A 25,544-nucleotide genomic window follows, 5' to 3' on the forward strand; every position below is an offset into this window, starting at 1 on the left:
TGGGCAATCCCGCCGCACCCCCGCTACAGCGGCCGGTGCTGCGTCCCCTTGCCGTACGTGATCGCCAGGAGATCCCCCGGCTCACGGACGATGAACCGGTGCCACGCGCCCTGCGGGACCTTGCACGCCGTGCCCCCGCGCAGCGCGACGACGCGCTCTCTGCCCTGCTCCTCCAGCACGATGTCGACCGCGCCCGAGAGGAGGTACAGGATCTCGTCGCCGGCCGGGTGCATCTCCCATTGCTGCATGTCCTCGGCGAGGTGAAACCTCGTCACGAGCCAGCCGCCCTCGTCCGCCACCCGCCGGACGTCCGCGGCCTGGGAGTCGCCGGACATGAGCTCTTGCCAGAACGTCGGCCTCACCTCGATGGGCAGCGCGTCGCCCCCGTCCGCGAGGTGCAGGTAGGTGCTGTGGAGTTCGAACCCCGGCTGTCTCGGATTGGCCATCTTGTCCCTCTCAACGCTCCTGGATGCGCCCATGCGAGCAGGCCGCCCCTGCCGTGTCAATCCGCGCCGCCGTCGCGCCCCTCCGCGCCCGCACCCCCGCGCCCCCGCGCCCGCCCAGCCCGTCACGCCCGCGCTGACCGGGCTCACCTGAACAAACGCTCCCACCCCACCCACGGCCGCGCTACACTCACGCCCGCGCCGCCCGGCCCCTCGCCCGGCGCCGCCCCGCACCATGCCGCACCCCGTGAACAACCCTCCGAACCCGTGGTCGTCGACCCAGGTCGAGTACCTCGAAGAGGCGCCCGCGGCGACGCTGCAGGTCTTCGAGGAGCAGGCCCGCTCCATCATCACGGCGAACGACAGCCCCGATCTTCCGTTCCGGTACAGCGTCAACCCGTACCGGGGCTGCATCCACGCGTGCGCCTACTGCTACGCGCGCCCCTCGCACCAGTACCTCGGGTGGGGCGCCGGCACGGACTTCGACCGCAAGATCGTCGTCAAGGCGAACGCGCCCGAGCTGCTCGAAAAAGAGCTCTCCCACAAGGGCTGGCAGGGCGACACCCTCGTGTTCTCCGGCAACGTCGATTGCTACCAGCCCCTCGAGGCGAGCTACGAGCTCACCCGCCGCTGCCTCGAGATCTGCCTCGCCTTCCGGAACCCGGTCGGGCTCATCACCAAGGGCGCGCTCGTGCGGCGCGACGCCGCCCTGCTCGGCGAGCTCGCGCGGCGCGCCCGCGCCCGCGTCCACCTCAGCATCCCCTTCGCCGACGACGCCGTGGCCCGCAAGATCGAGCCGTATGCGAGCCGCTCGTCGCTGCGCTTCGAGGCGATGCGCGCGCTCTCCGACGCGGGCGTGCCGACCGGCGTCTCCCTGTCGCCCATGATCCCCGGCCTGAACGACAGCGACATCCCGGAGCTCCTCGAGCGCGCCCGGGACGCCGGCGCGCAGAGCGCCTTCATGATGCCGCTGCGCCTGCCGCGCGAGGTGCTCCCCGTCTTCGACGAGCGCCTCGAGGAGGCCTTCCCCGACCGCGCCGGCAAGGTCCGCCGCGCCATCCAGGAGATGCGCGGCGGCAAGATGAACGAGGCCTCCTTCGGGGCGCGCTTCCAGGGCGCAGGCCCGCGCTGGGCGGCGATCCAGCGCCTCTTCGAGGTCCACTGCCAGCGGCTCGGGCTGAACCGGGCGCGCGTGGGCGACGCGGCCGACGAGGCGGAAGAGCGCTCGACCTTCCGTCGGCCGAGCCGGCAGGGGACGCTGTTCGATCGTTGAGCGCGGCCGTCGATGCCGGGGGTCGAGGGCCACGACCCTCCGGAAATCCCGGGGAGCGCGGCGCTGGCCATGCTGGTCCGTGCTGGCGCGCTGTGTCGAGAGGGTCGAACGGCTTGAAAGCGAGCAAGCGGATCGTTCACTGCAATCAGGGGGGGACGCGAACGCCAAACCTCGTCGCGGCCGATCTGCTGTTCACACGACGACAGACGGACGTGGCGAGGCGATCATGATGCTCGAGGCGCAGATCCAGGATGATCGCCCACGGATCAATGGGGTGCTCGGGGAGTCCGGCGACAAGACGGTGAACGTGCTACTAGCACGCCGCTGAGCCTCAGTAGCGGGCTCGGGCGCGCCCCGTAGATGGATCCCCGCGCGCGACCCTGGTCCGCAGCCGAGCTTTGACCAGACGGCACCGCGCCTCCTGGCGCGCGAGCGCCTCGATACCTTCCGCGTGAGCGCACCGTTGAACGATCTCAGAGCGGGCGGGCACTCACCGAAGGAGCACCGACGCCAGGTCGCCGGCCCGTCCGTAGACCTGGGTCGCCGGTGGTCTCACGCGCCAGGTCTCCCGCTGTTCTCGGGAGCTCGCGGCGCGCGTGCTTCTTCCACCCAATTTCCACCCAATTCGACGGCCTCTTTCGGAATCTCGGTCTTCGACCGCCCTTTCAAGAAGCTGCAGATCAGCGCTCGATACCGTCGAACGCCGATTCACGTCGCACTTTTCCCCGAGGAGCTCGCATGAATCCTGGTCGCTATTTGTTCTCGGCGCTGTCCTTCCTATCCGCTCTCGTGGTCGTCGCGTGCAGCGACGCCGAGAAGGGCAGCAGCGGCTCATCCGGCTCCGGTCCGGAGAACGGCGACGCGGAAGCGCTGCCGTGCGACGTCGACAAGATCCTCTCCACGAAGTGCCAGGCCTGTCACGGGGCGTCCCCGACGTTCGGCGCGCCGTTCCCGCTGGTCGACCGGAGCGATCTGGTCGCGCCCGCGGTGAGCGATCCCGACAAGAAGGTCTACGAGCTCGTCGCCGCACGCGCCCGCGACACCGCGCGCCCCATGCCTCCGCCCCCGACCGAGCGCCTGACCGCCGCGGAGCTCGCGATCTTCGATCAATGGATCGCCGCCGGCATGCCGGCCGGTAAAGACACGTGCGCCGACCCGGGCGGCGGCGGAACCATCCACCCTCCGACCCTGAGCTGCACACCGGATGTCCTGCTAGCGCCGTCCGCGCCTTACGTCATGCCGAAGGGCGTCCAGGACCAGTATATGTGTTATGGGGTCGACGTAGAGATCGGCCAGAAACGACACCTCGTCGGGGTCGTGCCCCACATCGACAACAGCACCATCGTACACCATATCCTGCTCTTCAAGTCGGATGAGGCGTCTCCCTCGACGCCCACGCCGTGCAATGGGGGCGAGATCAATGGGGCTCTCTTGTCCGTCTGGGCGCCCGGCGGCGAGGCCACGGAGCTGCCGCCAGAGGCGGGCTTCCCGCTGGAAGGCACGGCACACTTCACAATCCAGGTGCACTACAGCAACATCAAGGGCCTCGACGGGCAGCAAGACAGCACCGGCTTCGACGTCTGCACGACGACGGAGCTCCGCCCCAACGACGCCGGCATCTTCGCGTTCGGCACAGAAGACATCAACATCCCGCCTCACGGCTCGCTCGACGTGAGCTGCGATTACCAGTTCCCGCGGGATATGGGGGCGATCTCGGTGATCAGCGTCATGCCGCACATGCACAAGCTCGGCAAGCACCTGTCGAGCAACACGGTGCCCACGGACGGCAGCGAGCCGAGCAACCTGGGGCTCGCCGATCCGTGGGACTTCGACAACCAGATCTGGTACGACAACGACACCATCCTTCGAGGCGGCGACACCGTGAGGACGCGTTGCGCGTGGGACAACCCGGGCAACATGGCCGTGGAGTTCGGGGAGCGGACGCTGGATGAGATGTGCTATAATTTCGTGATGTACTATCCGTCTCAAGAGCTAGAGTTGACTTCTCCGACGGACGACGCGTCCTGTGTGACGACAAGATAGACCAGCTCGTGCAAGACGCGCGGCCTGTGCCCAAGCGGAGGCGCGCGCCGTCCGGTGAGAGCGCTCGCAAGCCTGGCGAACAGGAGCACCGCGCGCGCCGCCGGGCGCCTTCGAGGGTCTCTTCGAGCCGCGCGCCACCCCGAACGGCCGCGTCGATCGCTTCGCCGGTGAGGGCGGGCCCGCCCACGGCGTCGTGGGGATCGAGAAACCGATCCAACGAGTTCGCTCGGCTGTGGTATATTGTCGGCGCCATAGCCGCCGAGGTTCATGACCGCATGCCGACGGTGATGCCGGAGCTGGCGCGCATCGAGCCTGCGGCGCTCCCCGCCCAGCAGCCACGAGCGAGGCCGAAGCAGGTCCAACCCACTCAGCCGGAGTTGTTCCAGGCGCCTCAGAAGAAAGCACCCCGAGCGCGATGAACCTCCCGTCTTACGCAACCGTCGTCGCGATGGCATGGCTGGCCGCGTGCGGCAGCGGCTCGAGCGAGCCGCCTCCGCCAGCGCCGTCGGGCGGGACAAGCGGTACGTCGGAGGCCGGCGCCTCGTCCGTGGCAGGAGGCTCGACCGGGAGCTCAGCACAAACAGGCGCTGGGGGAGCGGGCGGCGGCGCTGCGGCTGTCGCGGGCTCGACCGGCGCGGCCGGCGCCCCGAACGCTGGCGGCGCCGACGGAGCCGGTGGCGCGAGCGCGGGGGCGGGCAGCGCCGGCGCGTGCCCGGCGGGCTCGACACAGCCGTCGCCGTGGCCCGGCGAGGCCGAGGTACACACGCTCGACAGCGAGGACGCGTTCAGGAGCGATCTGAGCGGCCTGACCTACGAGGCGCCCGGCGTGCTGTGGGCGACCGACAACCTCTCCGCCAAGCTGTTTCGGCTGTTGAAGAGCGGAGGGAGCTACGCGCCGGACACGTCCAACGGCTGGGCCTCCGGCAAACGGCTGCGTTACCCGAACGGCAAGGGCACGCCCGACGCGGAGGGCGTGACGCTCGCCGCCACGAGCGCCGCGGGCGTCTACGTGTGCGCCGAGCGCGACACGGACGATCCGTCCGTGAGCCGGCTGTCCGTGTTGCGCTACGACGTGACGGCCGCCGGAGCGACGCTGACCGCGACCCACGAGTGGAACCTCACCGCCCTCTTGCCCGAGGTCGACGCGAACGCGGGTCTGGAAGCGGTCACATGGGCGCCTGACAGCTTGCTCACGGCGCACCATTTCTTCGACGAGAGCAAGGCGCGAGCGTACGTCCCGAGCGACTACGGCGAGCACGGCGGCGGCCTGTGTCTCGTTGGCGTGGAAGAGACCGGCAAGGTGTACGCTTTCGCGCTGAATCACGAGAGCGGCGCGGCCACCTTGGTGGCCAGCATCTCGACGCCGCTCGAGGGCGTGATGGGGCTCGAGCTCGACCGTGGCACCGGGAGGCTGTGGGCATCCTGCGACGACACGTGCGACAACCAGTCCGCTGTGTTCGGGATCGACGACGCGCTCGGGCGCTTCGTGTTGGAGCGGCGTTTCACGCACCCCAGCGGGCTGCCGGACTCCAACAACGAAGGCATCGCGCTCGCGCCGGACGCGGAGTGCAGCGGCGGCGTCAAGCCGTTCTTCTGGACCGACGACGCCGACGCCGACGGCTTTTCGGTGCGCGAAGGCTCGCTCGCTTGCGGTTGCCTCTAGAGCGGTTTCCGCCCTGGTACCGTGTCGCCCAAGTTCGTCCCTGGTTCCATGTAAAAAAACCACAGAGGCACAGAGGGCACAGAGGGCACGGAGGGCACTGAGGGCACTGAGGGCACTGAGGGCACAGAGTTTCTTTGTCTCTCCTCTGTGTCCTCTGTGCCTCTGTGGTTCAAATTCTTCTCCATCACGGAACCCGGGAGGAACTTGGGCGACGAGGTACTCGCAGGGGCTCCGCTCCACCTCCAGGCGGTGTGGCCGCGCCGCACGGCCCACGCTCGCCCGCTCGGACCGGACGGCGCCTCGCGGTCCGAGCAGGCGCGGCAGCGCGTGCATGCCGCGTGCGCCGCGAGCGACCTGTCGAGGTGCGACGGGGCGCCGACGGCACGGCCGCCGACGGCACGGCCGCCGACGGCGCGACGGCCGGAGACAGGGCGCGGGAGCGCCTCGACGGGCCCCCGGGGGACTGAATGACCCTTGCGACCGGCGCGAGGAATGCGGTACCAGTGGGACCGCAGTGCGTTTCAGGGGGTCGCACCGGCGCGGCCTCCCGATCGTGCCCTGTCCTGTGCAGGCGGTCATGCCGTCCGCCCGCCGACGAGACCTCATGACCTCTCCCGCCCAGGATCGCACCACTGCCCGACCGGCCGCACGCCGCAAGCTGCTCCTCAACCCGCGATTTCAGCTCAAGTACACGGGGCTCCTCGTCGCCGTCGTGCTCGCCGTCATGGTCGTGCTCGGCGTCGTCGTCTGGCAGACCGCGAGCGTCGCGAACGAACAGGCGCGGTACGCGGCCAACCAGGCGGAGCTCGCGCTCAAGGAAGCCGCGAACAGCGCGAAGATCCTCAGGATGAGCACCGCGGCCCTCGGCGGCGAGGACTCCGAGCTCGGCAGCACGCTCGACGAGGAGCTCGAGAAGACGAACCGCGAGCACGAGCGCAACCTCGCCGAGGTCGCCAGGCGGCGCGCCGAGGTCGAGGCGCTGCGCGAGCGCCTGCTCAACATCCTGATCGGCGGCGGCGCGTTCCTCCTCGTCGTCCTCGGCGTGCTCGGGCTCTTCATCACCCAGCGCATCGTGGGGCCGGTCCACCAGATGAAGCGCCTGTGCCGCCAGGTCGGGACGACGCGGCTCACCATCGGGGAAGGGCTGCGCAAGGGCGATGAGCTCGGCGACCTGTTCGACACGTTCGTGCAGATGACGTACTCGCTCAAGGCGCTCCAGACGGGCAGGCTCGCGACGCTCGACGCGGCCATCGAGAAGGCCGAGGCCCAGTCGGCGTCGGCCGAGGTGCTCGCGGGGCTGCGCGCGCTCCGGGCGCAGCTCTGCCTCGGGCTCAGCGAGGCCGAGACGGTGCGGCGCCGCACGCCGAAAGGTGGCAAGTCATGAGGCGAATCGCCGGACCGGAGGCGACATGAAGCCCCCCGCGCTCGTCGAGCAGGCCGCCGGCCTGCTCCGCGCCCGCTTCGATCTGAACGAGTACAACCCGACCCCGATCGTCGACCTCGGCGCCCTCGTGGCGAACGCGGACGGCACCGTGGACGCCGAGGAGATCGACTCGCTGCGGCAGCTCATCGAGCCGATGCTCGGCACCGAGCTCAACGCCGAGCTGGTGCGCTACCTCATCGAGGCGAGCCTCAAGGTGATCGCCGCGGCGGGCGTCGAGCCCCGGGTGCGCCTGCTCGCGGAGATCCTCGCGGACTGCGACGCGGTGGAGGAGGGCATCATCATCGCGCTCGCGGTGGCCCACGCGAGCGAGGGGGTCTCCGACGCGGAGCGCGCCGTCATCGACTCGCTCGCCCGCGCGGCGAAGCTCCCGGCGCGCCGCCTCGCCGAGCTGAACGATCAGGTGCGGGCGGCGTTCGCCGCCTGAAGGCGGCGGCGGGCAGCTGCGGAGCGGCCCGCGCCGCCTCCGAATGCCCCTGGCCGTCTCGACGCGGTCCGCGCCCGCCTGAAGGCGGCGTCAGCCCTCGTCCTTCGTCGCGAGCAGCCGCGACAGGCGCTCCGGCTCGATGCGGACGGCGATGACCTTCTCCCGGTCGTACGTCACGGCGCCCGGCGCCGCGCCGCGCGGCTTGCGGACGTGGCGGCGCGGGACGTAGCTCACCTCGCACACCGTCTCGCCGCGCGCGTCGCTGAAGTGCGCCGCCAGCGTCGCCGCGTCCACGAGCACGTCGGCGGGGCAGCTCGCGCCCTTCGGCAGCGGCACGACCACGTGCGACCCCGCGACGCCCTTCGCGTGCAGCCAGAGGTCGTGCGGCCGCGCGTGCTTCGTCGTCAGCGCGTCGTTGTCCGCGGCGCCCCGGCCGACCAGGATCGCGGCCCCCGTCGCGCTCCGGTACGCGTGGAACGGCAGCCGCGGGGCGGCCCGCCCGGCCCGGGCGCCGCGCGCGCCGGCCGCGCCCGGCTCGCCGGCCGCGCCCGCGCCCACCCCGGCGAGGTCCGCGCGCGACACGCCGAGGGAGCGGGCGCGCTGGGCCAGCGGATCGAGCGCCTCGGGCCGCGCCTCGGCCGCCGCGACGTCGGCCTCGAGCGCGGCGATCGCCTCCAGGGCGCGCTCGGTCTCGGCGAGGCGGGCGCGTATCACCGCCTCGCCGCGCTGGTAACGCCGCGCCCTCGCGAAGAAGGCCTCGGCCTGCGCCTTGGCGGGGCGCGCCGGGTCGAGCGCGACCTCGATCGTGCCGCCCGGCGTCTCCCAATCGTCGAGCAGCGCCCTGGCGGCGCCCCGCGGCACCCGCGCGCCCTGCGCGAGGAGGAGCTGCCCCGTCTTCTGGAGGCGCGCGACGCTCCCCAGCCGCCCGAGATCGCCGCGCACCGCCTCGGCCCGGCGCTCGAGCGCCGCGCGCCGCGCCCTCACCGCGCGCGCGAGCGCCGCCTTCTCCTGCGCGGCGGCCGCGGCGTCGCTCGCCTCGACGAGCGCCGCGCCGGCGGCCAGCGGATCCGCCGGGTAGACGACCTCCGCCGGCGGGGCGCTCCCCTGCGGCGGCCAGCGGAGGATCAGGTTCCCGGCGGCGTCGAGCAGCCGCGCCTCGCCCCGGCGCCCCGGCGCGAGCTCCAGCCGCGCCCCGGGCGCGCACGCCGCCTCGACGTCGGCCTCTTCGTCACCTCCCTGGTCGCCCGGCAGCGGCCCTCCCTGGTCGCCCGGCAGCGGCTCGCCCGCGACAACGGCGATCCCGTCGCGCCGCACCTCGATGGCCAGCACGCTGCGGCCGACGAGGTGCGCCCGCATCGCGGCGACGAGCGGGTGCGAGGCGCCGGCGCGGAGGCGCGGCGCCCGCGGCAGGACCCCTGCCCCGGCCACGCGCGGCCCGATGCCGGCGCCGAGCACCCGCCGCGCCCCGGCGTACACGGCGATCGCGACGAGCCCCGTCGCGGGGTTCGCGTGCGCCGCGTCGATCCGCGCGCCCACCCAGCCCGCGACCGCCTCGGCGAGCGCCCCGCCCTGCTCCGCGCTGCCCAGCTCGTCGTCCCTCATGGCGAACGCCGCGCGCGCCCCCTCAGCGGCGCTCGTCGAAGAGCGGCTCGCAACAGCCCCGCGCGAGGTCGCACGCCGGGGGAGGGTCGCCGCAGGTGAACACCTCCTCGCCGTCGATGAAGCAGGAGCAGGTGACGTCGCGCGGCCCTATGGGGCGGCACGCGACGGCGTAATCCACGCCCCGGCACGTGCTCTTGCAGTCGCACGTGCGGTCGCCGCCGCCGGAGCACGCGAGCGGCGGGCAGCCGGGGCCGATCGCGCACATCGAATAGGGGCTCAGGCGCTCCTCGCACTCGGTAGGGAAGAAGCTGCACTGGTCCACGTCGTCGATCGCGCACTCGAGGTACGGCACGAGCAGCTCGTTGCACGCGGGCGCCTCGAGGAACCACAGATCGCAGGCGTTGCGGCAGCCGTCCCGCACCACCCCGCAGCGCCCCTCCAGGAGCTCGCAATAGCGCGCGCACATCGACCGGGCGTCGCCGCCGCCCACCCCGGTGGACGAGCTCGTCACGGCCGCGCTGGTCGTCCAGCTCCCGCTGGTGCTCGTCACGCCGACGCTGACCGAGGTGGTGCTGGTCGCGCCGGCGCCTCCGGATCCGTCGGGCATCCCGTCGACGACGACGTTGCCGCCGCAGGCGCTCCCCCACGCCAGGGCGGCGAGCGCAGCAGCGAGGCGCGTCCTGAGCCGCGTCATCTCCATGCCGCGAGACTACCGCAGGGGCGCGCTCCGGCGCGAGCGCGGCGAGGGGGCGGCGCGAGCGCCCCGGGGAGCCGCACCGGACGGAGACATCCTGGCCGTCGCGCGAGCCCTTGCAGTGGCACGAGCTGTTGCCGATGTCGGAGCGCGCCAGCGGGTCTCAGCCCGGGCGGCGCGTGCACTCGTCATACCGGTCCAGGTGCTCCTGGCACCTGTCCGGGAAGACGTCGCACGCGTCCACGTGGCGCATCGCGCACTCGAAGAACGGCGCGAGCTGGTCGTTGCACGCCGGCGCGATGCCGACCTGCTCATCGCAGGCGCCGCCGCAGCCGCCGCCCGGCCCGATCCCGCAGCGATCCGCGACGAGCTCGCAATAGCTCACGCACATCGACCGGGCGTCGCCGCCGCCCACCCCGGTCGACGAGCTCGTCACCGCCGCGCTGGTCGTCCAGCTCCCGCTGGTGCCAGTCACGCCGACGGCGACCGCGCTGGCGCTCGTCGCGCCGGCGCCACCCGATCCGTCGGGCATCCCGTCGACGACGACATTGCCGCCGCAGGCGCTCCCCCACGCCAGGGCGGCAAGCGCAACGAGGCGCGTATCAAGCAACGTTATTCCCATGCCGCGAGCGTACCGTGGATCGGCGCCCCGGCGCGACCGCGACGAGGCGGCGGCGCGACCGCGACCGCTGCGCAGCGCGACACACCGCAGCGCGAGCGTGGATCGACGCGCGCCGCCGCGCGGCCCCTCGTGCGCCGCGCGGCTTTGCGTTAGAGAGCCGTCGCGTGCTCCTCGACCTCCTGCTCGCCCCGCTGCTCGCCCAGGCCGCCGCGCCGCCCCGGCCGGGGGCCGCGTCGGCCTGCCCGCCCGACATGGTGCTCGTCGAGGGCACCCACCACGAGAACGTCCAGCGGATCTGCACGAGCTACCGCGGCGGCCACTGCTTCAGCTTCTTCCCCGGGCTGTTCGCGGCCGAGCCGCGCTTCACGCCGGTGCGCACGTGCATGGACCGCCACGAGTGGCCGAACCGCGCCGGCGCGCTGCCCGTCGTGATGCTCCGCTACGTGGAGGCCGAGCGCGAGTGCGCCGCCATCGGCAAGCGCCTCTGCACCGAGTTCGAGTGGGAGCTCGCGTGCGAGGGGCCCTCCGCGCTCCCCTTCCCGTACGGCTACGCCCAGGACCCGGCCGCCTGCAACGTGAGCAAGCCCTACCGCGGGATCAGCGAGCGGCGGCTCGCGTCGAACGATCCGGCCGTGCGCGCCGCCGAGACGCAGCGGCTCTGGCAGGGCGAGCCGTCGGGCTCGTACCCGGCGTGCGTGAGCCCGTACGGCGTCGTCGATCTCGTCGGCAACGTGGAAGAGTGGGTGTCGACGTCGCGACCCGAGTGGCCCCACCCCTCGTCGCTCAAGGGCGGATACTGGTCCAAGCCCTGGGCGGGGTGCCGCGGGACCAACGACTCGCACGGCCCGATGTTCCGGTTCTACGAGATCGGATTCCGCTGCTGCAAGGAGCCGGCGGCGGGGCCGTGAGGCGCGCCCCGCGGAGCCCCCGTCAGAGGTTCTTCACGACACGCGTGAACGCGCGACGAGCAGGCACATCGCGGGCCCTCAGCGCTTGCCGAGCGTCTCCCGGAGCTCGTCCACCAGCGAGACGGCCGTCCGCTCCTCGAACGGCGAGGCGTCGAGCTCCCGCAGCGCGCTGACGAGCTGGCCCCTCGGGAAGAGCTTGTATCGACCGCTGAATGGGCTCAGCCCCGGTGCATCCATGCCGCCCATGACACCACGAACAAAGGTCGAGTCTGTCACGACGCAGTACCTGGACGGGATCCGATAGAAATCCGGCAATCGTCGGTTGGTCACCATGCGCTGCCACTGGGACGGATTCGGCGATCCTCCATCCGTGACGATCAGCGTGCGCGTGCGGGGTCGTCCCTGGAAATGGGTGATCCACGCGTCGACGTACCGATCCCACTCCTCATCAGACGGGCCGCAATCTCCGTGGACGACGACGAAGATCTCCCCCGCCATCCCGAACGCCATGGTCTTCATGTAACGAAGGATACCATGACGCCCGAATGTGGATCGCGCGGGCGCGTCGTTCATGCGCCGGCGCCCGGAGGCATGAGATTCACGCCGCTCCCGGAGGCCGTCCGCGCGGTCGTCAGCCGCCGAAGTTGCGCGCGATCACCGGGGCGAGGCGCGGATGGGCCTCGGCGCGCTCGGCCGCGGCGACGGCGCGCGGCGCGACCTCGCGGAGGCGATCCCGGCCCGGGCGCCAGCGCGTGAGCACGGCAGCGTAGACGTCGAGCACGGTCATCCGCTCGCCGAGGAAGAAGGGACCCGGCCCGAAGCCCGCCTCGATCGCCTTCCAGCAACCCAGCGTGCGCTGCACGGTCGCCTCCTTGAGCTCTTCCTGTGCCGCCTTGCTTTTCACCCACCGCTCGGGGAAATCCCCCACCGTGTACATCGGATAGATGGCCGCAGGGAAGAACACGAGCTGCCGCAGGAACGCCGCGCGCCGCGGATCGCCAGGGGGCGGGGCGAGATCCGTGCCCGGGTGCCGCTCCAGCAGCCAGAGGACGATGGCCACGCTCTCGGTCATCACCGTGCCGTCATCGAGCACGACCGTCGGCACCTGGAGCAGCGGGTTCAACGCCCTCAACGACTCGACGGCTGGCCCGGACTCCCAGGGCGTCACCTCGACCCGCTTGTACTCCTCGCCGAGCAGCTCGCACACCGCCTCGATCAACGTCGAGCCGCACCCCTTGCACCCGTAGATCGTCACCATGGCCTCACACCTCCGTCCGGTGCGCCCCTCCATAGCAGCGCCGCGCGCCGCCGTGCAGCCGTAGAGTTGCCCGTACAACCGTATCGGGGAACTCCCGAAAAGCACTGTCCAGCGCGCCACCGTCTTTCGGAACGGCGCGCGGCGAATCCGCGCGATCGACAATGTCCCATCGAGATACGTCGGCGCGCCGCCCGCGAGGCGCCCCTCACAGGTTGCATGAATGATTGTTCGCCGGAGCGCACCAGGAGCCGCATGCACCGACCGATCGCGAGCAACCCGTCTTCGATTGCGCCGTGCTTGACCGCCGGCGCGCTGCTCCTCTGTACAAGCAGGGCGGCGCGGGCCGATATCGTGCAACCGAACGGCATGGTCATCCCTGCCTACGCCGATCCGCTGAGCAGCTATCTCAACGGCTCCGAGAGCAACGACAACATCGACGAGGGCATCGCCCCCGTCGCCGACGCGGCGGTGAACCCCGAGCTGTTCTCGCCGCTCTGCGTGCTCCGCGGCAAGTACATCGCCAAGGGCGGCATCGCCAGCTTCGCCGTCGGCTGGTACAACGCCGACGATCGCCGCGCGAGCGATGACCCCCCGCGGTACGTCCCCCTGGACCTCGGCGCCAACCTCGACACGCCGTCGCCGGCGAGCGATATCCAGCTCCTCTTCCCGTTCTCGACGAGCCTGCCGCCCCCCGGGCAGCGCGAGCTCACGGGCCTCTCGATCCGCGACAGCCCCGCGTACCTCGGCGGGCTCATCGGGTTCGTGCTGGTCCCGAACCCGAACGGGACAGGCGTCGTGACCGCCACGCAGTACCACTACACAGAGCACCGGTTCAACGTGCAATGCACGCGCTGCGCGAGCCCCGGCCCCTGGTTCTCGACGCTCGTCTACCGCTCGAACGCGCTGCCCGACACCTTCTATCTCGGGTTCGAGGACCTGGACTTCAGCGACGCGCCCGGCGCCGCCGGCGTCAACGGCAACGACCTCGACTACGAGGACTTCCTGTTCCGCCTCTCCGGCATCCTCTGCCGCGACGCCGGCCAGCCGTGCGAGGTCCCCGACGGCGCCGGCGCGTGTCGCGCGGGGCTCTCCGATTGCGACGATCAGGGACAGCCTATCTGCAAGCCGTTCGTCGAGCCCGGCGCCCAGGCCGAGCGGTGCGACGGCGTCGACAACGATTGCAACGGCGCGGTCGACGAGGGCGCGCCCTGCCCGGAGTCCCAGGTGTGCAGCCGCGGTCGGTGCGTCGACCGCTGCGGCCGCGGAGAGTTCCCGTGCCAGGCGGGGCTCGTGTGCGAGGAAGGCGCCTGCGTCGAGCCGGCCTGCGCCGGCGTGACGTGCGCCGCGGGCGAGGTGTGTGACGCCGGCGCGTGCCGCGCTCCCTGCGACGGCGTCGTGTGCCCGGTGGGCCAGCGCTGCCGCGGCGGGCGGTGCCTGGACCCGTGCGCGGGCATCCCCTGCGACGACGGCGACGTGTGCGTGGACGGCGCCTGCGTGATCCACTGCGGCTGCCGCGGATGCTCCCCGGACGAGCGCTGCGCCGCCGCGACCGGCCAGTGCGTCGAGGCCGCCTGCGACGGCGTCGTGTGCGGGCCTGGCACCGCCTGCAGGGGCGGGATCTGCGTCGACCGCTGCGACGGCGTCGTGTGCCCCGCCGGCGAGCGATGCAAGGCCGGCGCGTGCACCCCTGCGCCGGCGCCCGCCGGGGACACGCACCTCGTCCCCTCGCTCGACGCCGTCGCGTCGTCGGGCGCTCTCGGCGGCCCCGCGGGCGAGGGCGGCGGCGCCCCCACCGGCCCGACCACCGGCATCTTCCGGCCCTCCTCGGACTGCGTCTGCGGCTTCGGCGCCGACGTGCCCTCGTCGGGTCGCTTCATCGCCTTCCTCCTCGCCCCCTTCGCCCTCGGCGCCTGCCGCCGACGCGCGCCATCGCGTCGCACGCGGCGGGGTGCCCGCCGCGCCCGGCCAAGCGCCCCGCTCAGGGCCCCTCTGGATTGAACACCGCGTCGACGACCCGCGTCGTCTGCTCGCGCCGGCGGCGCTTGCGCTCGGCGGCGTCCTCCTCCACGAGCGCCTCGTCCGGCTTCACGCGGAAGAGCGGCTGTCCCTTCTGCACGATCGCCCCCTCGCCGCCGTCGATGAGCACCTCCTCGATCGTGCCCGAGAACGGCGCGAGCACCTTGTTGAACATCTTCATGACCTCGAGGACATAGAGCGGATCGCCCGCATTGAAATGGCTGCCCTTCGTCACGAAGGGCGGCCGATCCGGCGCCTCCTGCGCGTAGAACATGCCGCCCGTGATCGCGACGATCTCGTTCGCCCGCGTGGCGGGCGGCGGCGCGAGGACCTTGCGCATGCGGGCCGAGAGCTCGCGTTCGAGCAGGCGCTCGGGGATGGCGATCGTCCCGTCCTCCCGCACGCGGAGCTCGAAGAAGCGCGTCGCCTCCCCCGCCAGCACCAGCGCGTCGAGGAGCTCCAACCCCGCCTGGAAGCCGAGGTGGGCGCCGCGCACGCGCCGCCAGAGCTCGCTGTCGTGGCCGGGGGGCGCGGCGTCCTGGGACAGGATCTCCCGCAGCACGGGCCACGACGGCGCGCCGCCGGCCTGGCTCAGCCGCTCGCGGAGGCGCCCGTAGAAGCCGAGCGCGCGCGAGAGGAGCGCCTGATCGTGCTCCCAGATCACGTGGATCGCCGGGGCGCTCGGCTGCGGCGCCATGTTGAGGAGCCAGTACGTGTCCGCGAGCACCTCGACCGGGTTCTTGAGCCAGCGCACCCGGCCCGACCGGATCTCGAACGACCCCAGGTTCCGGCTGAGCCACGCCGAGAGGAGGTGCGGCTCCGCGCAGATCCTCTCCACGGGGCGGCGCACGAGCGTCTCCTTGAGCGCAAACACCTTCCGGAGCGCCCCCGGCGCCCCCTCGGCGGCGCCGGGCTGCGCCGCGAGACGGCGCTCGTGGCGGGCGGCGAGCTCGGCCCACATCGCGTCGAGATCGAGGCCGCCGATCTCCGCCGCGAGGAGGCCGACCTGCGTGAGGTACGGCACGACGAAGCGCGTCGTCGGCTTCGCCCACACGTCCCGCGCCAGGAACCAGTGAACGAGCCCGTAATGGAACAGGAGGTTCGTGTGCAGATCGTTGCCGCGCAGCGTCGTCGTGCGCAGGATCTCGCAGAGCCGCTCGTAGGCCTCCTCGCGGGAGCCGCCGTAGGTCACGAGCAGCGCGATGTTGCTGTCGTAGGCGCCCGCCAGCCGGTAGTGCATGAACACCCCCGTGTCGGGGTTCTTCACGCAGATGCCCTGATCGTCGCGGATCTCGTGCGGGTGCGGATCGCTCCAGGAGACGATCACGCCGCCCGCGTGCGGCTCCAGCGCGCCGTTCGTCGCGTTCAGGCGCGCCTCGATCGCGGAGGCCTCCCGGCGGACGCGCATGGGCCGGGGGAGCCGCGCTCCGTGGCGCGCGAGCAGCACCATGCACTCGATGAGCGAGGTCACCTCGAACGCGTCCGCCGGGTCGTCCGGGTTCTCGAAGCGGAGCGCATAACAGAGCTCCGAGACCCGGTGCTCGACCTGGATACGGGTGTTGACCTCCATGAAGTAATGGTGATCGCCCTCGACGATGCACTCGAACGTCGAGGCCGAGTTCAGCCCCACCGCCCGACCGAACCGCTCGGCCTCGGCCTCCATCCGGGCCAGCGAGGCGAGCTCGCGCTCGAGCGACGCCGCGCGGCGGTCGTCGCCGGCCGCGCGCGCCCGCGCGATCGCCTCGGTCAGCTCCTCCTGCGTCATCGCCACCTCGAGGAGCTTCTGCTCGTGCATCTGCAGCGAGCAGTCGCGCCCGCCGAGCGCCACGCACCACGCGCCGTTGCCGATGAGCTGGATCTCGTTGTGCCGGGTCTCCTCGATGTTGACCTCGAGCAGGATGTTCTTGTTGTCGCCGACCCCCGCGGCCTTCACCTCCGCGAGGACCTCGCGCGCCAGCGCCGGGACCTCGGCCGCCCGCGCGCGCGCCGCGGCCGCGGGATCCGCCGCGTCCGGCGCGATGCCGGCCAGCAGCCGCTGCCCCTTGCCGCCGCCGCCGCCGATCGCCTTGAGCCGGATCCGCCGCCCCGGGTGGCGGGCGAGGAGCTCGGCCGCGCCCCGCTCGAGCTCGGCGCAGAGCTCGTCCGTCGTGTAGAGATCCACGCGCCGCGCGTACGCCGCCGCGAGCAGCGCGTCCGCCGCCTCGGCGAGCGGGACCTCGTCCGAGAGACGCGCGCCGGCGACCTCGAGGCCGCGCTCGGCCGCGGCCGCGCGGAGCGCCGCGTGATCGGGCCACCTGCGGAGCACGATCCGACGGGTCGCGTCGTCGATGCCGGGCGTCACGCTGACCGCCGTCGCGAGCGCCGTGCGCTTCGCCTCGTCCTTGAGCCCCGCGGCGCGCTGGACCGACGAGCGAGGCCCGATGAAGACGAGCCCCGCCTCCTCGAGCGTGCGCACGAACTCCTCGTCCTCGGCCATGAAGCCGTAGCCGGCGAACACGTGCGTGTAGCCGCCCTCCCGCGCGATAGCGACGATCTCGTGCATCAGCGCGACGCGCTCGTCCTTCGTCGCGCCCGTGTAGTCCTTGACCCGGTGCACGCGCGCGGGGTGGATGCAGCGCAGCTCCGGCGCCAGCGCGTGCGTGTAGACGATCGAGTCCTTCTCCGACAGGAGGATGCCGTGGTGCGCTATCCCCATCTGGGCGAAGACGTCCATCGCCTCCTTCCGGATCGGCCCCCGGCCGACGATGAGGGGACGCACGTCCTCGGCGGCGAAGGAGCGCGCCCACGCCGAGCTGGATCGGCCGAGCCGGCGATCGCGCACAACCATCGGATTGCGGTCGTAACCGCGCTTGTTCTCGTGCGCACCCATCGTCAATGAAACTCCCGCTGAACGCCGACGAACGGCCCTGGCTGGTAATGGCGGAGCAAGAACTCCAGGTTCTCCGCGAGCACCGCCCGGAGCTCGCGCGGCATCACGAGCCGCGATATCGATCCCAGGCTGAGCCCCTCGCGGGGGTTCATGAGCTCCCGCTCGTACCGCGCGTTGAACTCGGCCTCTCGGGCCTTCAGCCACGCCGCGGCCTCGTCGCGGGCCTCCGCCTTCGCCCTCGCCTCGTCCACGCCGCGGGCGCGCCGCTCCTTGACGCCGGCCTTCTCCCTGGCGCTCGCCTGCGCGCGCACCTTGCGGAGCTCGTCCTTGTAGACGAACTCCTTGCCCGCGGGCCCCATCACGGCGACGCGCGTCGTCGGCAGCGCGAGGACGACGTCCGCGCCTGTCGCGTAGTTGTTGAAGGAGGCGTAAGCGCCGCCGAAGGCGTTGCGCACGAGCAGCAGGATGCGCGGGGTGCGCACGTCGATGATCGCGTCGAGCATCGCCCGGCCGGCCTGCACGATGCCCATCGCCTCCTGCTCCCTGCCGGGGAGGAACCCTGTCGTGTCCTCCATGAAGATGAGCGGGATGTTGTACAGGTTGCAGAAGCGGATGAACCGCGCGTTCTTGTACGCGGCGGCCACGTCGATCTGCCCCGACGCGACGGCGCTGTTGTTCGCCACGAAGCCGACGACGCGGCCGCCGACCCGCCCGAACGCGGTGATCGTGTTGCGCGCGCGCTGCGGCTGCACCTCGAAGTAATCGCCGTGATCGCAGACGCGCTGGATGACGATGCTGATGTCGAGCGGCGTGCTGTACCCTGTCGGCGACGAGATCGCCCTGCGGAGCAGCGTGTCGATCTCGGTCGTCTCCCTGTCGAGCGGATCGCTCGTCCGCTGGAACGGGGGGCTCTCGCGGTTGTTGCTCGGCAGGTAGCCGAGCAGGCGGACGGTGGTGCGGAGCGCGCCGACCTCGTCCGGCACCGTGAGATCGGCGACGCCCGAGGCGCCGTGGACCCGCGGGCCGCCGAGCTCGTCGGGCGACACCACCTCGCCGAGGACCGATTTGACGACCGCGGCCCCGGTCAGGCCGAAGAACGTGCCGCCGGGCTGGATGACGAAGCTGCCCTGCCGCGGGAGGTACGAGCCGCCGCCCGCGTTGAACCCGAACATGCACATGATGCTCGGGACGACGCCGCTGATCTTGCGGAGCGCCGCGAACGCCTCGGCGTAGCCGTCGAGCCCGCCGACGCCCGCGGGGACGTAGGCGCCGGCGCTGTCGTTGAGGCCGATGAGCGGGATCCCCCGCTCTCCCGCCATCTGGAACAGCCGCGCGAGCTTGCGGCCGTTCGTCGCGTCCATCGACCCGGCGCGGACGGTGAAGTCGTGGCCGTACAGCGCGACGTCGCGGCTGCCGATGCGCAGGATCGCCGTCACGAGCGAGGCGCCGTCCAGGTTCGGCCCCCAGTTCTCGAAGATGACCCGCGGCGGCTCGGGCGTCAGCACCCCGATGCGCTCCCAGATCGTCATCCGGCCCTTGCTGTGCTGCCGGATGATGTTCTCCAGGCCCGCCGAGACGTGGGGCCGCCGCCGGAGCTCCTCGGCCTCCCTCAGCGCGGCGTCGTACGGCGAGGCGGGGGGCGCCGCCTCCCTGGGCGCGTCGTCGAGCGGATCGTCGAGCGAGGGGACGAGGGCGGAGGGGCCAGCGGCGACATCGGGGTGATCGAGCGGAGCCATGGACACGAGGGCCATCGTACCCCGCGGGGCCCCGACGTTGGAACCGACGACGGCCGGCCGCGCCGCCGCGTCGGCCCGGCGCTAGGCGGCCTCTTGCTGCGTGAGCAGGGCGGCCAGCACGGCGAGGGCGTCTGTGGTCGTGAACACGCCGACGACCTGTTCGCCTTTCAGCACCACGGCCGAACCGTACTTGTGCTCGGCCATCTCGCGGACCACCTCGGCGAGCGGCGCCTCCGGCGCGACGGCGTAGGGGCACGGCGACATGGCCTCGCTGACGACGAGCTGATCGCCCTCTTCCTCCTTGAGCGTCTCGATCCAGTAGATGTCCCGCTCGGAGATCATGCCGACCAGCCGGCCTCCGCGCAGCACCGGCAGGTGCCGGATGCGGTGTCCGCGCATGAGCGAGCGGGCGAGACCGACCTTCTGATCGGCGCCGATCGAGTGCGGGCTCCGGGTCATGCAGTCCTGGATGCGAAGAGTGGAAGAGCTCATGGTGCCTCCGCCGGCGCTGGGCGTCCGTGCTCTCTCGGAGTTAGCAAGACGCGGACCAGTGAACCGAGCTCGGCGCGTGCGGCCCCTTGTCCACGCGGCCGCGCGCGTCGCCGGGGCGCGCGCCGCAGCGGTTGCGCGCGAGCGCAAGCCCTTCGCCGGGGCGGATCGCGCGGCGCGGCGGGGGCCGCTGGGGCGAGGCGGGAGACGTCGCGTGCGCGCGCGAACGCCGCCGCGATCGTCGGCGCCGGTTGTGGTTTACGATGGACGCCGATGCTCGCCTTTCTCAGGAAGCGCCGGCGCGCCGCCGTCCGACGCGCGCCCTTTCCGCCCGCGTGGCGCGCGATCCTCGACCGGAACGTACCCTGCTTCGGCCGCCTGCCGGCGGAGGACCAGGAGGAGTTGCTCGGGCACATCCAGATCTTCCTGGACGAGAAGCCGTTCGAGGGGTGCGGCGGACTGGAGATCACCGACGAGATCCGGGTCACGGTGGCGGCGCAGGCGTGCCTGCTCCTGCTGCACCGCGAGACCGACTACTACCCCGAGCTCGAGGTCATCCTCGTGTATCCGAGCACGTACGTGGCCCGCGGCCGGGAGGTCCGCGAGGGCGGCGTCGTCGTCGAGGGCGGCCGCGCGCGGCTCGGGGAGTCGTGGTCGCGCGGCGCTGTCGTGCTCGCGTGGGACGGCGTGCTCGCGGGCGCGGCGGACGTGAGCGACGGCCACAACCTCGTGCTCCACGAGTTCGCGCACCAGCTCGACCAGGAGGACGGCCCCGCCGACGGCGCGCCCGAGCTGCCGGAGCGCTCGATGTACGCGGCGTGGGCGCGCATCCTCGGCCGCGAGTACGAGCGCCTGATCCGCGACGAGGCGAGCCTGAAGCGCACGGTCATCGATCCTTACGGCGCGACGAACCCGGCCGAGTTCTTCGCCGTCGTCACCGAGGCGTTCTTCGAGAAGCCGCGGAAGCTCAGGGCGAAGCACCCGGAGCTCTACGACCAGCTGAAGGCGTTCTACCAGCAGGATCCGGCTGGGCGCTAGGAGATCGATCACGTTGGTCGAGAGAGAGATGAACCGCCAAGGCGCCAAGGACGCCAAGAAGAAGATGAACTCTTGGCGTCCTCGGCGCCTTGGCGGTTGGAAGTTCTGCTCGTTCAGGCGGGTTCGACCCGTTGTTGCTCCGGTCTCTCGGGTCAGAGCCACTGCAAGGCGCCGCCTCGCGAGCGGAAGCGTGAAAGAATTTCAACGCAAAGACGCAAAAATACAAAGACAAATATTTGTTCTTTTTTGCGCCTTTGCGCCTTTGCGTTGAAATCTCTCTCTGCATCCCTGGCCGGACTCCCTGGTGCGCAGCCCCCGTGGCGCCGCGGTCGCCCGCATCACCGCCGCGTCGCAGCGCGCGAGTCGATCGCCGCTCCGCTGCCGATCGTGGTATCTCTCTGCCCCCTCGATGGCCCGAAAGCGCAAATCCAGATCCCGCAAGGGCGGCGCGCCCGCCGCGGCTCGCCCGGCCTCCGCCGCGTCGCCCGCCCCCGCCGCGTCGCCCGCCCCCGCCGCGCCGCCCGAGAGGCGCGTGCGCTCTTTCCGCCTTCGCCTCGACCTCACCGGCCTCGAGATCGCCTCCGGCCACGACGGCCTGCTCCGCGGCGCGCCCGAGCCCGTCCTGCTCTTCGCCGCATACCTCCTCGTCCCCCCTGACCCGGACGCCCCGGCCGGCCTCACGCCGCCTCGCCCCCTCGGCCGCACCCTCGTGCGCTTCAACGCGCCGCAGGGCCGCTTCCCCACGGTGCTCACCCTGCGCGCGCCCATCACGTTCAAGGCCCGCGCGCGCGCCCGCGAGCACGACCGCATCCTCCTGCTCGCCCTCGCCGTCGAGGAGGACACCGGCAGGGAGGTCGAGCGGCTCTATGCCCACCTCGCCGACGCAAAGCACCTTCGCCTCTGGGACCTCGAGGCCGCCGTCCCCTCCCCGTCCACCGCGGCCGAGCTCGGTGCCGCGCCGTACCTGCGGGAGCCTGCGGCGCCCGTCCGCGTCGGCGTGCTCGACGACCGCGGCGATCTCCGCGACACCTGCCGCGAGGACGACTACGTCGGCGCCTGCGCGGTCATCGTCTCGACCGCTCGCCACGAGGACGCGCTGCGCTTCCACTTCGTCTCTGCCGACGGCCGCAACGACTGGACGGCCGTGACCACCGTCAACGTCGACTGAGGCCGTCGCGCGCCGCGCGCCTCGTTTGCGCCCCCGCGTCGCTGCGCCCTTGCAGCGAAGCCTCTCATCGGATCCAGGCGCGACCGCCGGGCGCTACGGCGCCGGGCTGGGCGGCGCATCCATGCCGCGCACCGCGCGGAAGGCGTCGGGGGTCGCCAGCGTGTTCTGCGTCGCCACGATCCGGAGCCGATCCCCCTCGCGCCGCGCGACGTGCACAAAGATGCCCTGCATGTCGGGCGCCGGCTTGCCCTCGGGGGTGATGGCGCCCGTCAGCTCCCATGCCCAGCGGACCACCGCGATGTCCGGGGCGACGAAGCGCGTCTCGACACGCACGCTGGTGAGGCGGCTCTGGCGAAAGACGGTCTCGTGAATGCCGACATGGCTCTTCCGGATCTCCGGCCGCCCATGCCACCACATCCCGAAGATGTTCACGAAGTCCGCGTCCTCGGCGTACAGGGCGGCGAACGCATCCATGTCGTGCCGGTTCCAGGCATCGTTGAAGGCAGCGGCGAGCTGCTCTCCGAGCGCCTGCTGCGCGCGCGCGTCGGGCAACGCGGCGGCTGCGGCTGGCGCGGACGCCGCCGGCGCGGGCGCCGCAGGCGCGGCGGGCGGCGGCGAGGCCGGCGCGCACGCGAGGGCCAGGAGCGGCAAGGCTGCGATAAGCAAGGCTCGGCACATGGGTCGCCATTACATCGAGCCGTCGCGAGGCGTCAACCGGCGGCGCGCGCGCCCCGCGCGGCGGGCCGCCCCCTGGCTACCGTCGCTCGCCAAGGGCCCTTTTCGTCACCCCCCGCGCGGCGGGCGCGCGTCGGCGCCGACGCCCGGAGCGGGGTTGTCGCCGGCCTGCTCCGGGCCGTCCAGCAGCCTGACCAGGACGTGCTTGCCCGAGGCCTCGAACAGGACGCTGAGGCGCAGCGTGGCGTCCCGCAGCGCCCGCACGAGCTTCTGCCGCGCGGCCCCCTCGGGCGCGCGGGCGATCGCCTCGCGCAGGTCGGCGACCTCTCGCAGGAGCCGCACCTCCTCCGGCGCGCTGCCGGCGCACCGCGCGAGCAGGACGCCGAGCCGCTCCTCGCGGCTCAGCCCGGTCAGATCGTCCTCCTTGAGCGGCTTGCCCTGGCCCGGGAGCCGGTCGAGATCGCCGCGCGCGATCGACGCCTGGATCCGAGACTCCACGAGGTGCTCCAGCCCCTTGAACGCCATGCTCACTCCTCCCTGCCCGAGGCCTCGCCCGGCCGCGATCACTCGATGGTCGAGTCCGTCACGGTGATGGGCGTGTCGTCGTGATTCGATATCTGTGGATACGTCGGGTACCACGATCCGCCGAGGTTGCCCGTGATCACCGACCTGTCGATCACGATGTCCCCCGAGTGGTCGTTGCTCACGAAGAAGATCGCGCTCCCGTGGGCGTTCACCTCGTTCCGCTCGATCCGCGTCCCGCAGAGCGTCAGCGTCATCGTGTTGCCGTCGTTGTAGATGGCCCCGCCGCTGCCGCCGCCCGGCGTGCCCGACATGGCGGGGTTGCCGCCGTTGCCGATGGCGCGGTTGTGGGAGAACAGGCTGTTGATCACCGTCCACGAGACGCCGATGCTGCTGATGCCGCCGCCGTTCGCGCACGCGTTCCCGTACCCCTCGGCGCCGCCGAAGGTGCTGTTCACCACGTAGAGCGGCAGGCCATCGTACTGCATGAACGCCCGTATCCCGGCGCCCCCGACGTCGGGGCCCGTCGGATCGCACGCGTTGTTGAAGAAGCGGGAGTTGACGACCTTGAGGCGCCCGCCCTGCGCGAAGACGGCGCCGCCGCCCTCGTCGTCCTCATCGGTCGAGTCGCCCTCGATGAAGGTGAGGTTCTGGATCGTCAGGCGCGGGTGATCCTGGTTGTCGCAGTTCGGCGTCGTCCAGACCTGCGCCTCGTCGCAGGTGTTCATGTAGAGGATGCGCCGCTGCCCGCCGCCGCTCAGGGTCACGAGGCCGCCGCCGTCGATCACGATCTCGGGGCCGGTGTCGTTGAAGATCTTCGCGGTCTCCTCGAGCGTGATGGTGATCGGGTCCGGGCCGCAGTCGAACGTGATGATGCCGCCCCCCGCGACGGCGTCGACGACCGCCGCCGAGGTGCAGCTCTCCGGCGTCCCGTCGCCGATCACCCTCGTCGGCGACGAGGTGTCGACGGCCTGCGCCTCGGCCGGCACGGCGCAGCGGCCGTCGGGGTTGCCCGCCGGCGGGCCGCCGCCCTCGTGCGCGGGCGATTCCGGGGTCGCGCCGCCCGCGCCCGTACCGGCGCCCGTGCCGCCCGCCGAGGCGCTCGCCGCCCCGCCGCCGCCCGCGCCCGTCGCCGCCTCGCCCTCGTCGTCGGCGCAGGCGCCGAGCACGGCGGCCACCGACAGGCACACGGTCAGCTCCAGCCATCGCCGCATCATGTCCTCCTCGCTACTTGGCGACCTTCATGACGACCCCGTTGGCGGCGTCGTTCGTTCCCCAGTAGACGCTCGTCGCGTCCACCGCGATGCAAAACGGGCTCTTCTGTCCTGTGGCGAGGGTGACAGGGGTCGAGCTCCCGCGCGGGAGGGCCATGACCGTCCCGTTCATGCTGTCGACCCAGTAAATCCCGCTCTCGTCGAGCGCGATGTCCGTGATCCGGCCCTGTCCGATGGCGACCGGCGTCGGCGTGCCGCCCTCGATCGGCACCGTCATCAGCGTCCCGTTGTCGAGGTTGCTCCAGTACACCTGGCGCGCGCCCACCTCGATGGCGAACGGGAACGCCTGGCCCGAGGCGAGCACCGTCGTGGTGCGGGTCGCGAAGTCGTGCTTCCGCACCCCCGCGTCGTCACCGTAGTAGCTCGTCCAGTAGACGTGGTTGTCGTCGGCGGCGACGCCGCGCGGGTTGGTCCGGTCGCTCGCGTAGGTGGTGATGCGCCCCCCGCCGGCGTACATCGACGCGACCCTGCCGCTCGCGTCGACGAAGTAGAGCGTCTCGCGGTGCACGACGAGGCCGTTCAACCGCTCGGAGCCCTCGTACAGCACCTGCTCCGCCGCCGCGCCGCGCGGCAGCGCCTTGATGGCCGCGTCGGGGACGAGGATCGTCGACCAGTAGACGCCGTTCGCGTCGATGGCGATGTTCTCCGGGTTGCGCTGGCCGGTCGCCAGCGTCGTCGGCCTGCCCCCGTCGAGCGGCACCGACATGATGTCGCCCCTCGCCTTCGCGGTCCAGAAGACCGCGTTGGCGCCGACCGCGAGGGAGACGACGTCCCACTGCCCCTGGGCCAGCTCGACCGGCTCGCACAGGCCGGCGCGGCACGCGCCGCCCTGGCAGCCGTGGCCGCATTCGCCGCAGTGATCCGGGCTCGTCTGCACGTCGACGCACCCGCCGCCGCACGCGACCTCCGGGGGCGCGCAAGGGCCCGTCGACGCGCTCGACGAGGCGCTCGTCGCGCCCTCGCCGCCGCTGCCGCCGGGGCCGTCGCCCCCGCCCGCGCCGCCGCTCCCGCCGGGCCCGACGCTGCTCGCCGTACCGCCGCCGGAGCCGCCGGGGCCGACGCTGCTCGCCGTGCCGCTCCCCGATGCGCCGGCCCCGCCGCCGCCCTCGGCGCCGCTTCCCGAGAAATCCCTGACCTGCGGCGCACAGGCGCCCACGAGCGTGAGGCTGAAAGCAAGGGCGATCGATCGACGTGACACGGGGAGCATGAAGGGCCTCCTGGGCAAGGCGTCCACGAGAGCGAATTGCGATCCTGGGCAATTCGCTGGCGGAGGGCAACAGCCCTGGTGAACCTTTCGACTCTGGCCAGTCGACGGAGGCCGCTCCAGGAGCCGATCCTCCCGCTCCAGGAGCCGATCCTCCCGCTCCAGGAGCCGATCCTCCC

Annotated in this window: 23 protein-coding genes; 10 read left to right on the forward strand and 13 right to left on the reverse strand. The window is 72.2% G+C overall.

Annotation, left to right across the window (positions count from 1 at the left end; translation table 11 throughout):
* Positions 1 to 23: 23 nt before the first annotated feature.
* A complete protein-coding gene (locus WMF24_RS28550; RefSeq protein WP_437730567.1) occupies positions 24 to 446 on the reverse strand; it encodes a cupin domain-containing protein in 423 nt (140 codons plus the stop codon).
* A gap of 232 nt (positions 447 to 678) precedes the next feature.
* On the opposite strand from WMF24_RS28550, the gene WMF24_RS28555 reads away from it, so the two are divergent.
* The 6 genes from WMF24_RS28555 (at position 679) to WMF24_RS28580 (ending at position 7,290) form a co-directional block, all read left to right on the forward strand.
* Positions 679 to 1,716, forward strand: coding sequence for a PA0069 family radical SAM protein (locus WMF24_RS28555; protein ID WP_437730568.1), 1,038 nt, complete (start codon positions 679 to 681; stop codon positions 1,714 to 1,716).
* A gap of 738 nt (positions 1,717 to 2,454) precedes the next feature.
* Positions 2,455 to 3,759, forward strand: coding sequence for a peptidylglycine alpha-amidating monooxygenase (locus WMF24_RS28560; RefSeq protein WP_437730569.1), 1,305 nt, complete (start codon positions 2,455 to 2,457; stop codon positions 3,757 to 3,759).
* A gap of 415 nt (positions 3,760 to 4,174) precedes the next feature.
* Positions 4,175 to 5,422 (forward strand): hypothetical protein, encoded by a 1,248-nt coding sequence (locus tag WMF24_RS28565; RefSeq protein WP_437730570.1) that lies wholly within the window; start codon positions 4,175 to 4,177, stop codon positions 5,420 to 5,422.
* Positions 5,423 to 5,760: 338 nt separating this feature from the next.
* Positions 5,761 to 5,889 (forward strand): hypothetical protein, encoded by a 129-nt coding sequence (locus WMF24_RS28570; RefSeq protein WP_437730571.1) that lies wholly within the window; start codon positions 5,761 to 5,763, stop codon positions 5,887 to 5,889.
* A 137-nt stretch (positions 5,890 to 6,026) separates the two neighbouring features.
* A complete protein-coding gene (locus tag WMF24_RS28575) occupies positions 6,027 to 6,806 on the forward strand; it encodes a HAMP domain-containing protein (protein ID WP_437730572.1) in 780 nt (259 codons plus the stop codon).
* Positions 6,807 to 6,831: 25 nt separating this feature from the next.
* Positions 6,832 to 7,290, forward strand: coding sequence for a TerB family tellurite resistance protein (locus tag WMF24_RS28580; protein WP_437730573.1), 459 nt, complete (start codon positions 6,832 to 6,834; stop codon positions 7,288 to 7,290).
* Between the two features lie 90 nt (positions 7,291 to 7,380).
* Here the strand turns inward: WMF24_RS28580 and WMF24_RS28585 are convergent, their stop codons facing one another.
* The 3 genes from WMF24_RS28585 to WMF24_RS28595 all read right to left on the reverse strand — a co-directional run bounded on the left by WMF24_RS28585 (position 7,381) and on the right by WMF24_RS28595 (position 10,208).
* Positions 7,381 to 8,892: an NFACT RNA binding domain-containing protein gene (locus WMF24_RS28585; protein ID WP_437730574.1), complete on the reverse strand. Its 1,512-nt coding sequence runs from the start codon at positions 8,890 to 8,892 to the stop codon at positions 7,381 to 7,383.
* A gap of 22 nt (positions 8,893 to 8,914) precedes the next feature.
* The gene (locus tag WMF24_RS28590; protein ID WP_437730575.1) at positions 8,915 to 9,592 is read right to left on the reverse strand and encodes a hypothetical protein; all 678 of its coding nucleotides are present in this window, start codon (positions 9,590 to 9,592) and stop codon (positions 8,915 to 8,917) included.
* A gap of 157 nt (positions 9,593 to 9,749) precedes the next feature.
* On the reverse strand, positions 9,750 to 10,208 hold the full coding sequence (locus WMF24_RS28595; RefSeq protein WP_437730576.1) for a hypothetical protein: 459 nt from the start codon (positions 10,206 to 10,208) through the stop codon (positions 9,750 to 9,752).
* A 164-nt stretch (positions 10,209 to 10,372) separates the two neighbouring features.
* Between WMF24_RS28595 and WMF24_RS28600 the strand changes: the two genes are divergently transcribed.
* Positions 10,373 to 11,116 (forward strand): formylglycine-generating enzyme family protein, encoded by a 744-nt coding sequence (locus WMF24_RS28600; RefSeq protein ID WP_437730577.1) that lies wholly within the window; start codon positions 10,373 to 10,375, stop codon positions 11,114 to 11,116.
* A gap of 78 nt (positions 11,117 to 11,194) precedes the next feature.
* On the opposite strand, the gene WMF24_RS28605 is transcribed toward WMF24_RS28600, so the two are convergent.
* Together WMF24_RS28605 and WMF24_RS28610 are read right to left on the reverse strand one after the other, a co-directional pair.
* Complete coding sequence (locus tag WMF24_RS28605) at positions 11,195 to 11,635, reverse strand: hypothetical protein (RefSeq protein WP_437730578.1); 441 nt, start codon at positions 11,633 to 11,635, stop codon at positions 11,195 to 11,197.
* Positions 11,636 to 11,747: 112 nt separating this feature from the next.
* The gene (locus WMF24_RS28610) at positions 11,748 to 12,374 is read right to left on the reverse strand and encodes a glutathione S-transferase family protein (RefSeq protein ID WP_437730579.1); all 627 of its coding nucleotides are present in this window, start codon (positions 12,372 to 12,374) and stop codon (positions 11,748 to 11,750) included.
* A 252-nt stretch (positions 12,375 to 12,626) separates the two neighbouring features.
* Here WMF24_RS28610 and WMF24_RS28615 point away from each other — a divergent pair, with 252 nt between their 5' ends.
* On the forward strand, positions 12,627 to 14,372 hold the full coding sequence (locus WMF24_RS28615; protein WP_437730580.1) for a hypothetical protein: 1,746 nt from the start codon (positions 12,627 to 12,629) through the stop codon (positions 14,370 to 14,372).
* Here WMF24_RS28615 and WMF24_RS28620 read toward each other — a convergent pair.
* The 3 genes from WMF24_RS28620 to WMF24_RS28630 all read right to left on the reverse strand — a co-directional run bounded on the left by WMF24_RS28620 (position 14,353) and on the right by WMF24_RS28630 (position 19,487).
* Positions 14,353 to 17,217 (reverse strand): biotin/lipoyl-containing protein, encoded by a 2,865-nt coding sequence (locus WMF24_RS28620; RefSeq protein WP_437730581.1) that lies wholly within the window; start codon positions 17,215 to 17,217, stop codon positions 14,353 to 14,355. The genes WMF24_RS28615 and WMF24_RS28620 overlap by 20 nt on opposite strands.
* 44 nt (positions 17,218 to 17,261) lie before the next feature.
* On the reverse strand, positions 17,262 to 18,995 hold the full coding sequence (locus WMF24_RS28625) for an acyl-CoA carboxylase subunit beta (protein ID WP_437738868.1): 1,734 nt from the start codon (positions 18,993 to 18,995) through the stop codon (positions 17,262 to 17,264).
* Between the two features lie 81 nt (positions 18,996 to 19,076).
* On the reverse strand, positions 19,077 to 19,487 hold the full coding sequence (locus WMF24_RS28630; protein ID WP_437730582.1) for a CBS domain-containing protein: 411 nt from the start codon (positions 19,485 to 19,487) through the stop codon (positions 19,077 to 19,079).
* 270 nt (positions 19,488 to 19,757) lie between these two features.
* On the opposite strand from WMF24_RS28630, the gene WMF24_RS28635 reads away from it, so the two are divergent.
* Together WMF24_RS28635 and WMF24_RS28640 are read left to right on the forward strand one after the other, a co-directional pair.
* Complete coding sequence (locus WMF24_RS28635; RefSeq protein ID WP_437730583.1) at positions 19,758 to 20,522, forward strand: zinc-dependent peptidase; 765 nt, start codon at positions 19,758 to 19,760, stop codon at positions 20,520 to 20,522.
* A 532-nt stretch (positions 20,523 to 21,054) separates the two neighbouring features.
* Positions 21,055 to 21,690 (forward strand): hypothetical protein, encoded by a 636-nt coding sequence (locus tag WMF24_RS28640; protein ID WP_437730584.1) that lies wholly within the window; start codon positions 21,055 to 21,057, stop codon positions 21,688 to 21,690.
* Between the two features lie 93 nt (positions 21,691 to 21,783).
* On the opposite strand, the gene WMF24_RS28645 is transcribed toward WMF24_RS28640, so the two are convergent.
* From WMF24_RS28645 to WMF24_RS28660, 4 genes are all read right to left on the reverse strand, one after another.
* Positions 21,784 to 22,356 (reverse strand): SgcJ/EcaC family oxidoreductase, encoded by a 573-nt coding sequence (locus WMF24_RS28645; RefSeq protein WP_437730585.1) that lies wholly within the window; start codon positions 22,354 to 22,356, stop codon positions 21,784 to 21,786.
* Between the two features lie 117 nt (positions 22,357 to 22,473).
* Positions 22,474 to 22,890 carry a DUF1992 domain-containing protein gene (locus WMF24_RS28650; RefSeq protein WP_437730586.1) on the reverse strand — a complete coding sequence of 139 codons (417 nt, stop codon included), beginning with the start codon at positions 22,888 to 22,890 and terminating at the stop codon, positions 22,474 to 22,476.
* Between the two features lie 38 nt (positions 22,891 to 22,928).
* Positions 22,929 to 24,101: a hypothetical protein gene (locus tag WMF24_RS28655; protein WP_437738869.1), complete on the reverse strand. Its 1,173-nt coding sequence runs from the start codon at positions 24,099 to 24,101 to the stop codon at positions 22,929 to 22,931.
* 13 nt (positions 24,102 to 24,114) lie between these two features.
* A complete protein-coding gene (locus WMF24_RS28660) occupies positions 24,115 to 25,368 on the reverse strand; it encodes a hypothetical protein (protein WP_437730587.1) in 1,254 nt (417 codons plus the stop codon).
* Between the last annotated feature and the right edge of the window lie 176 nt (positions 25,369 to 25,544).

The sequence above is a fragment of the Sorangium sp. So ce1335 genome, assembly GCF_051521615.1.
In the GTDB taxonomy this organism is placed as follows: Bacteria; Myxococcota_A; Polyangia; order Polyangiales; family Polyangiaceae; genus Sorangium.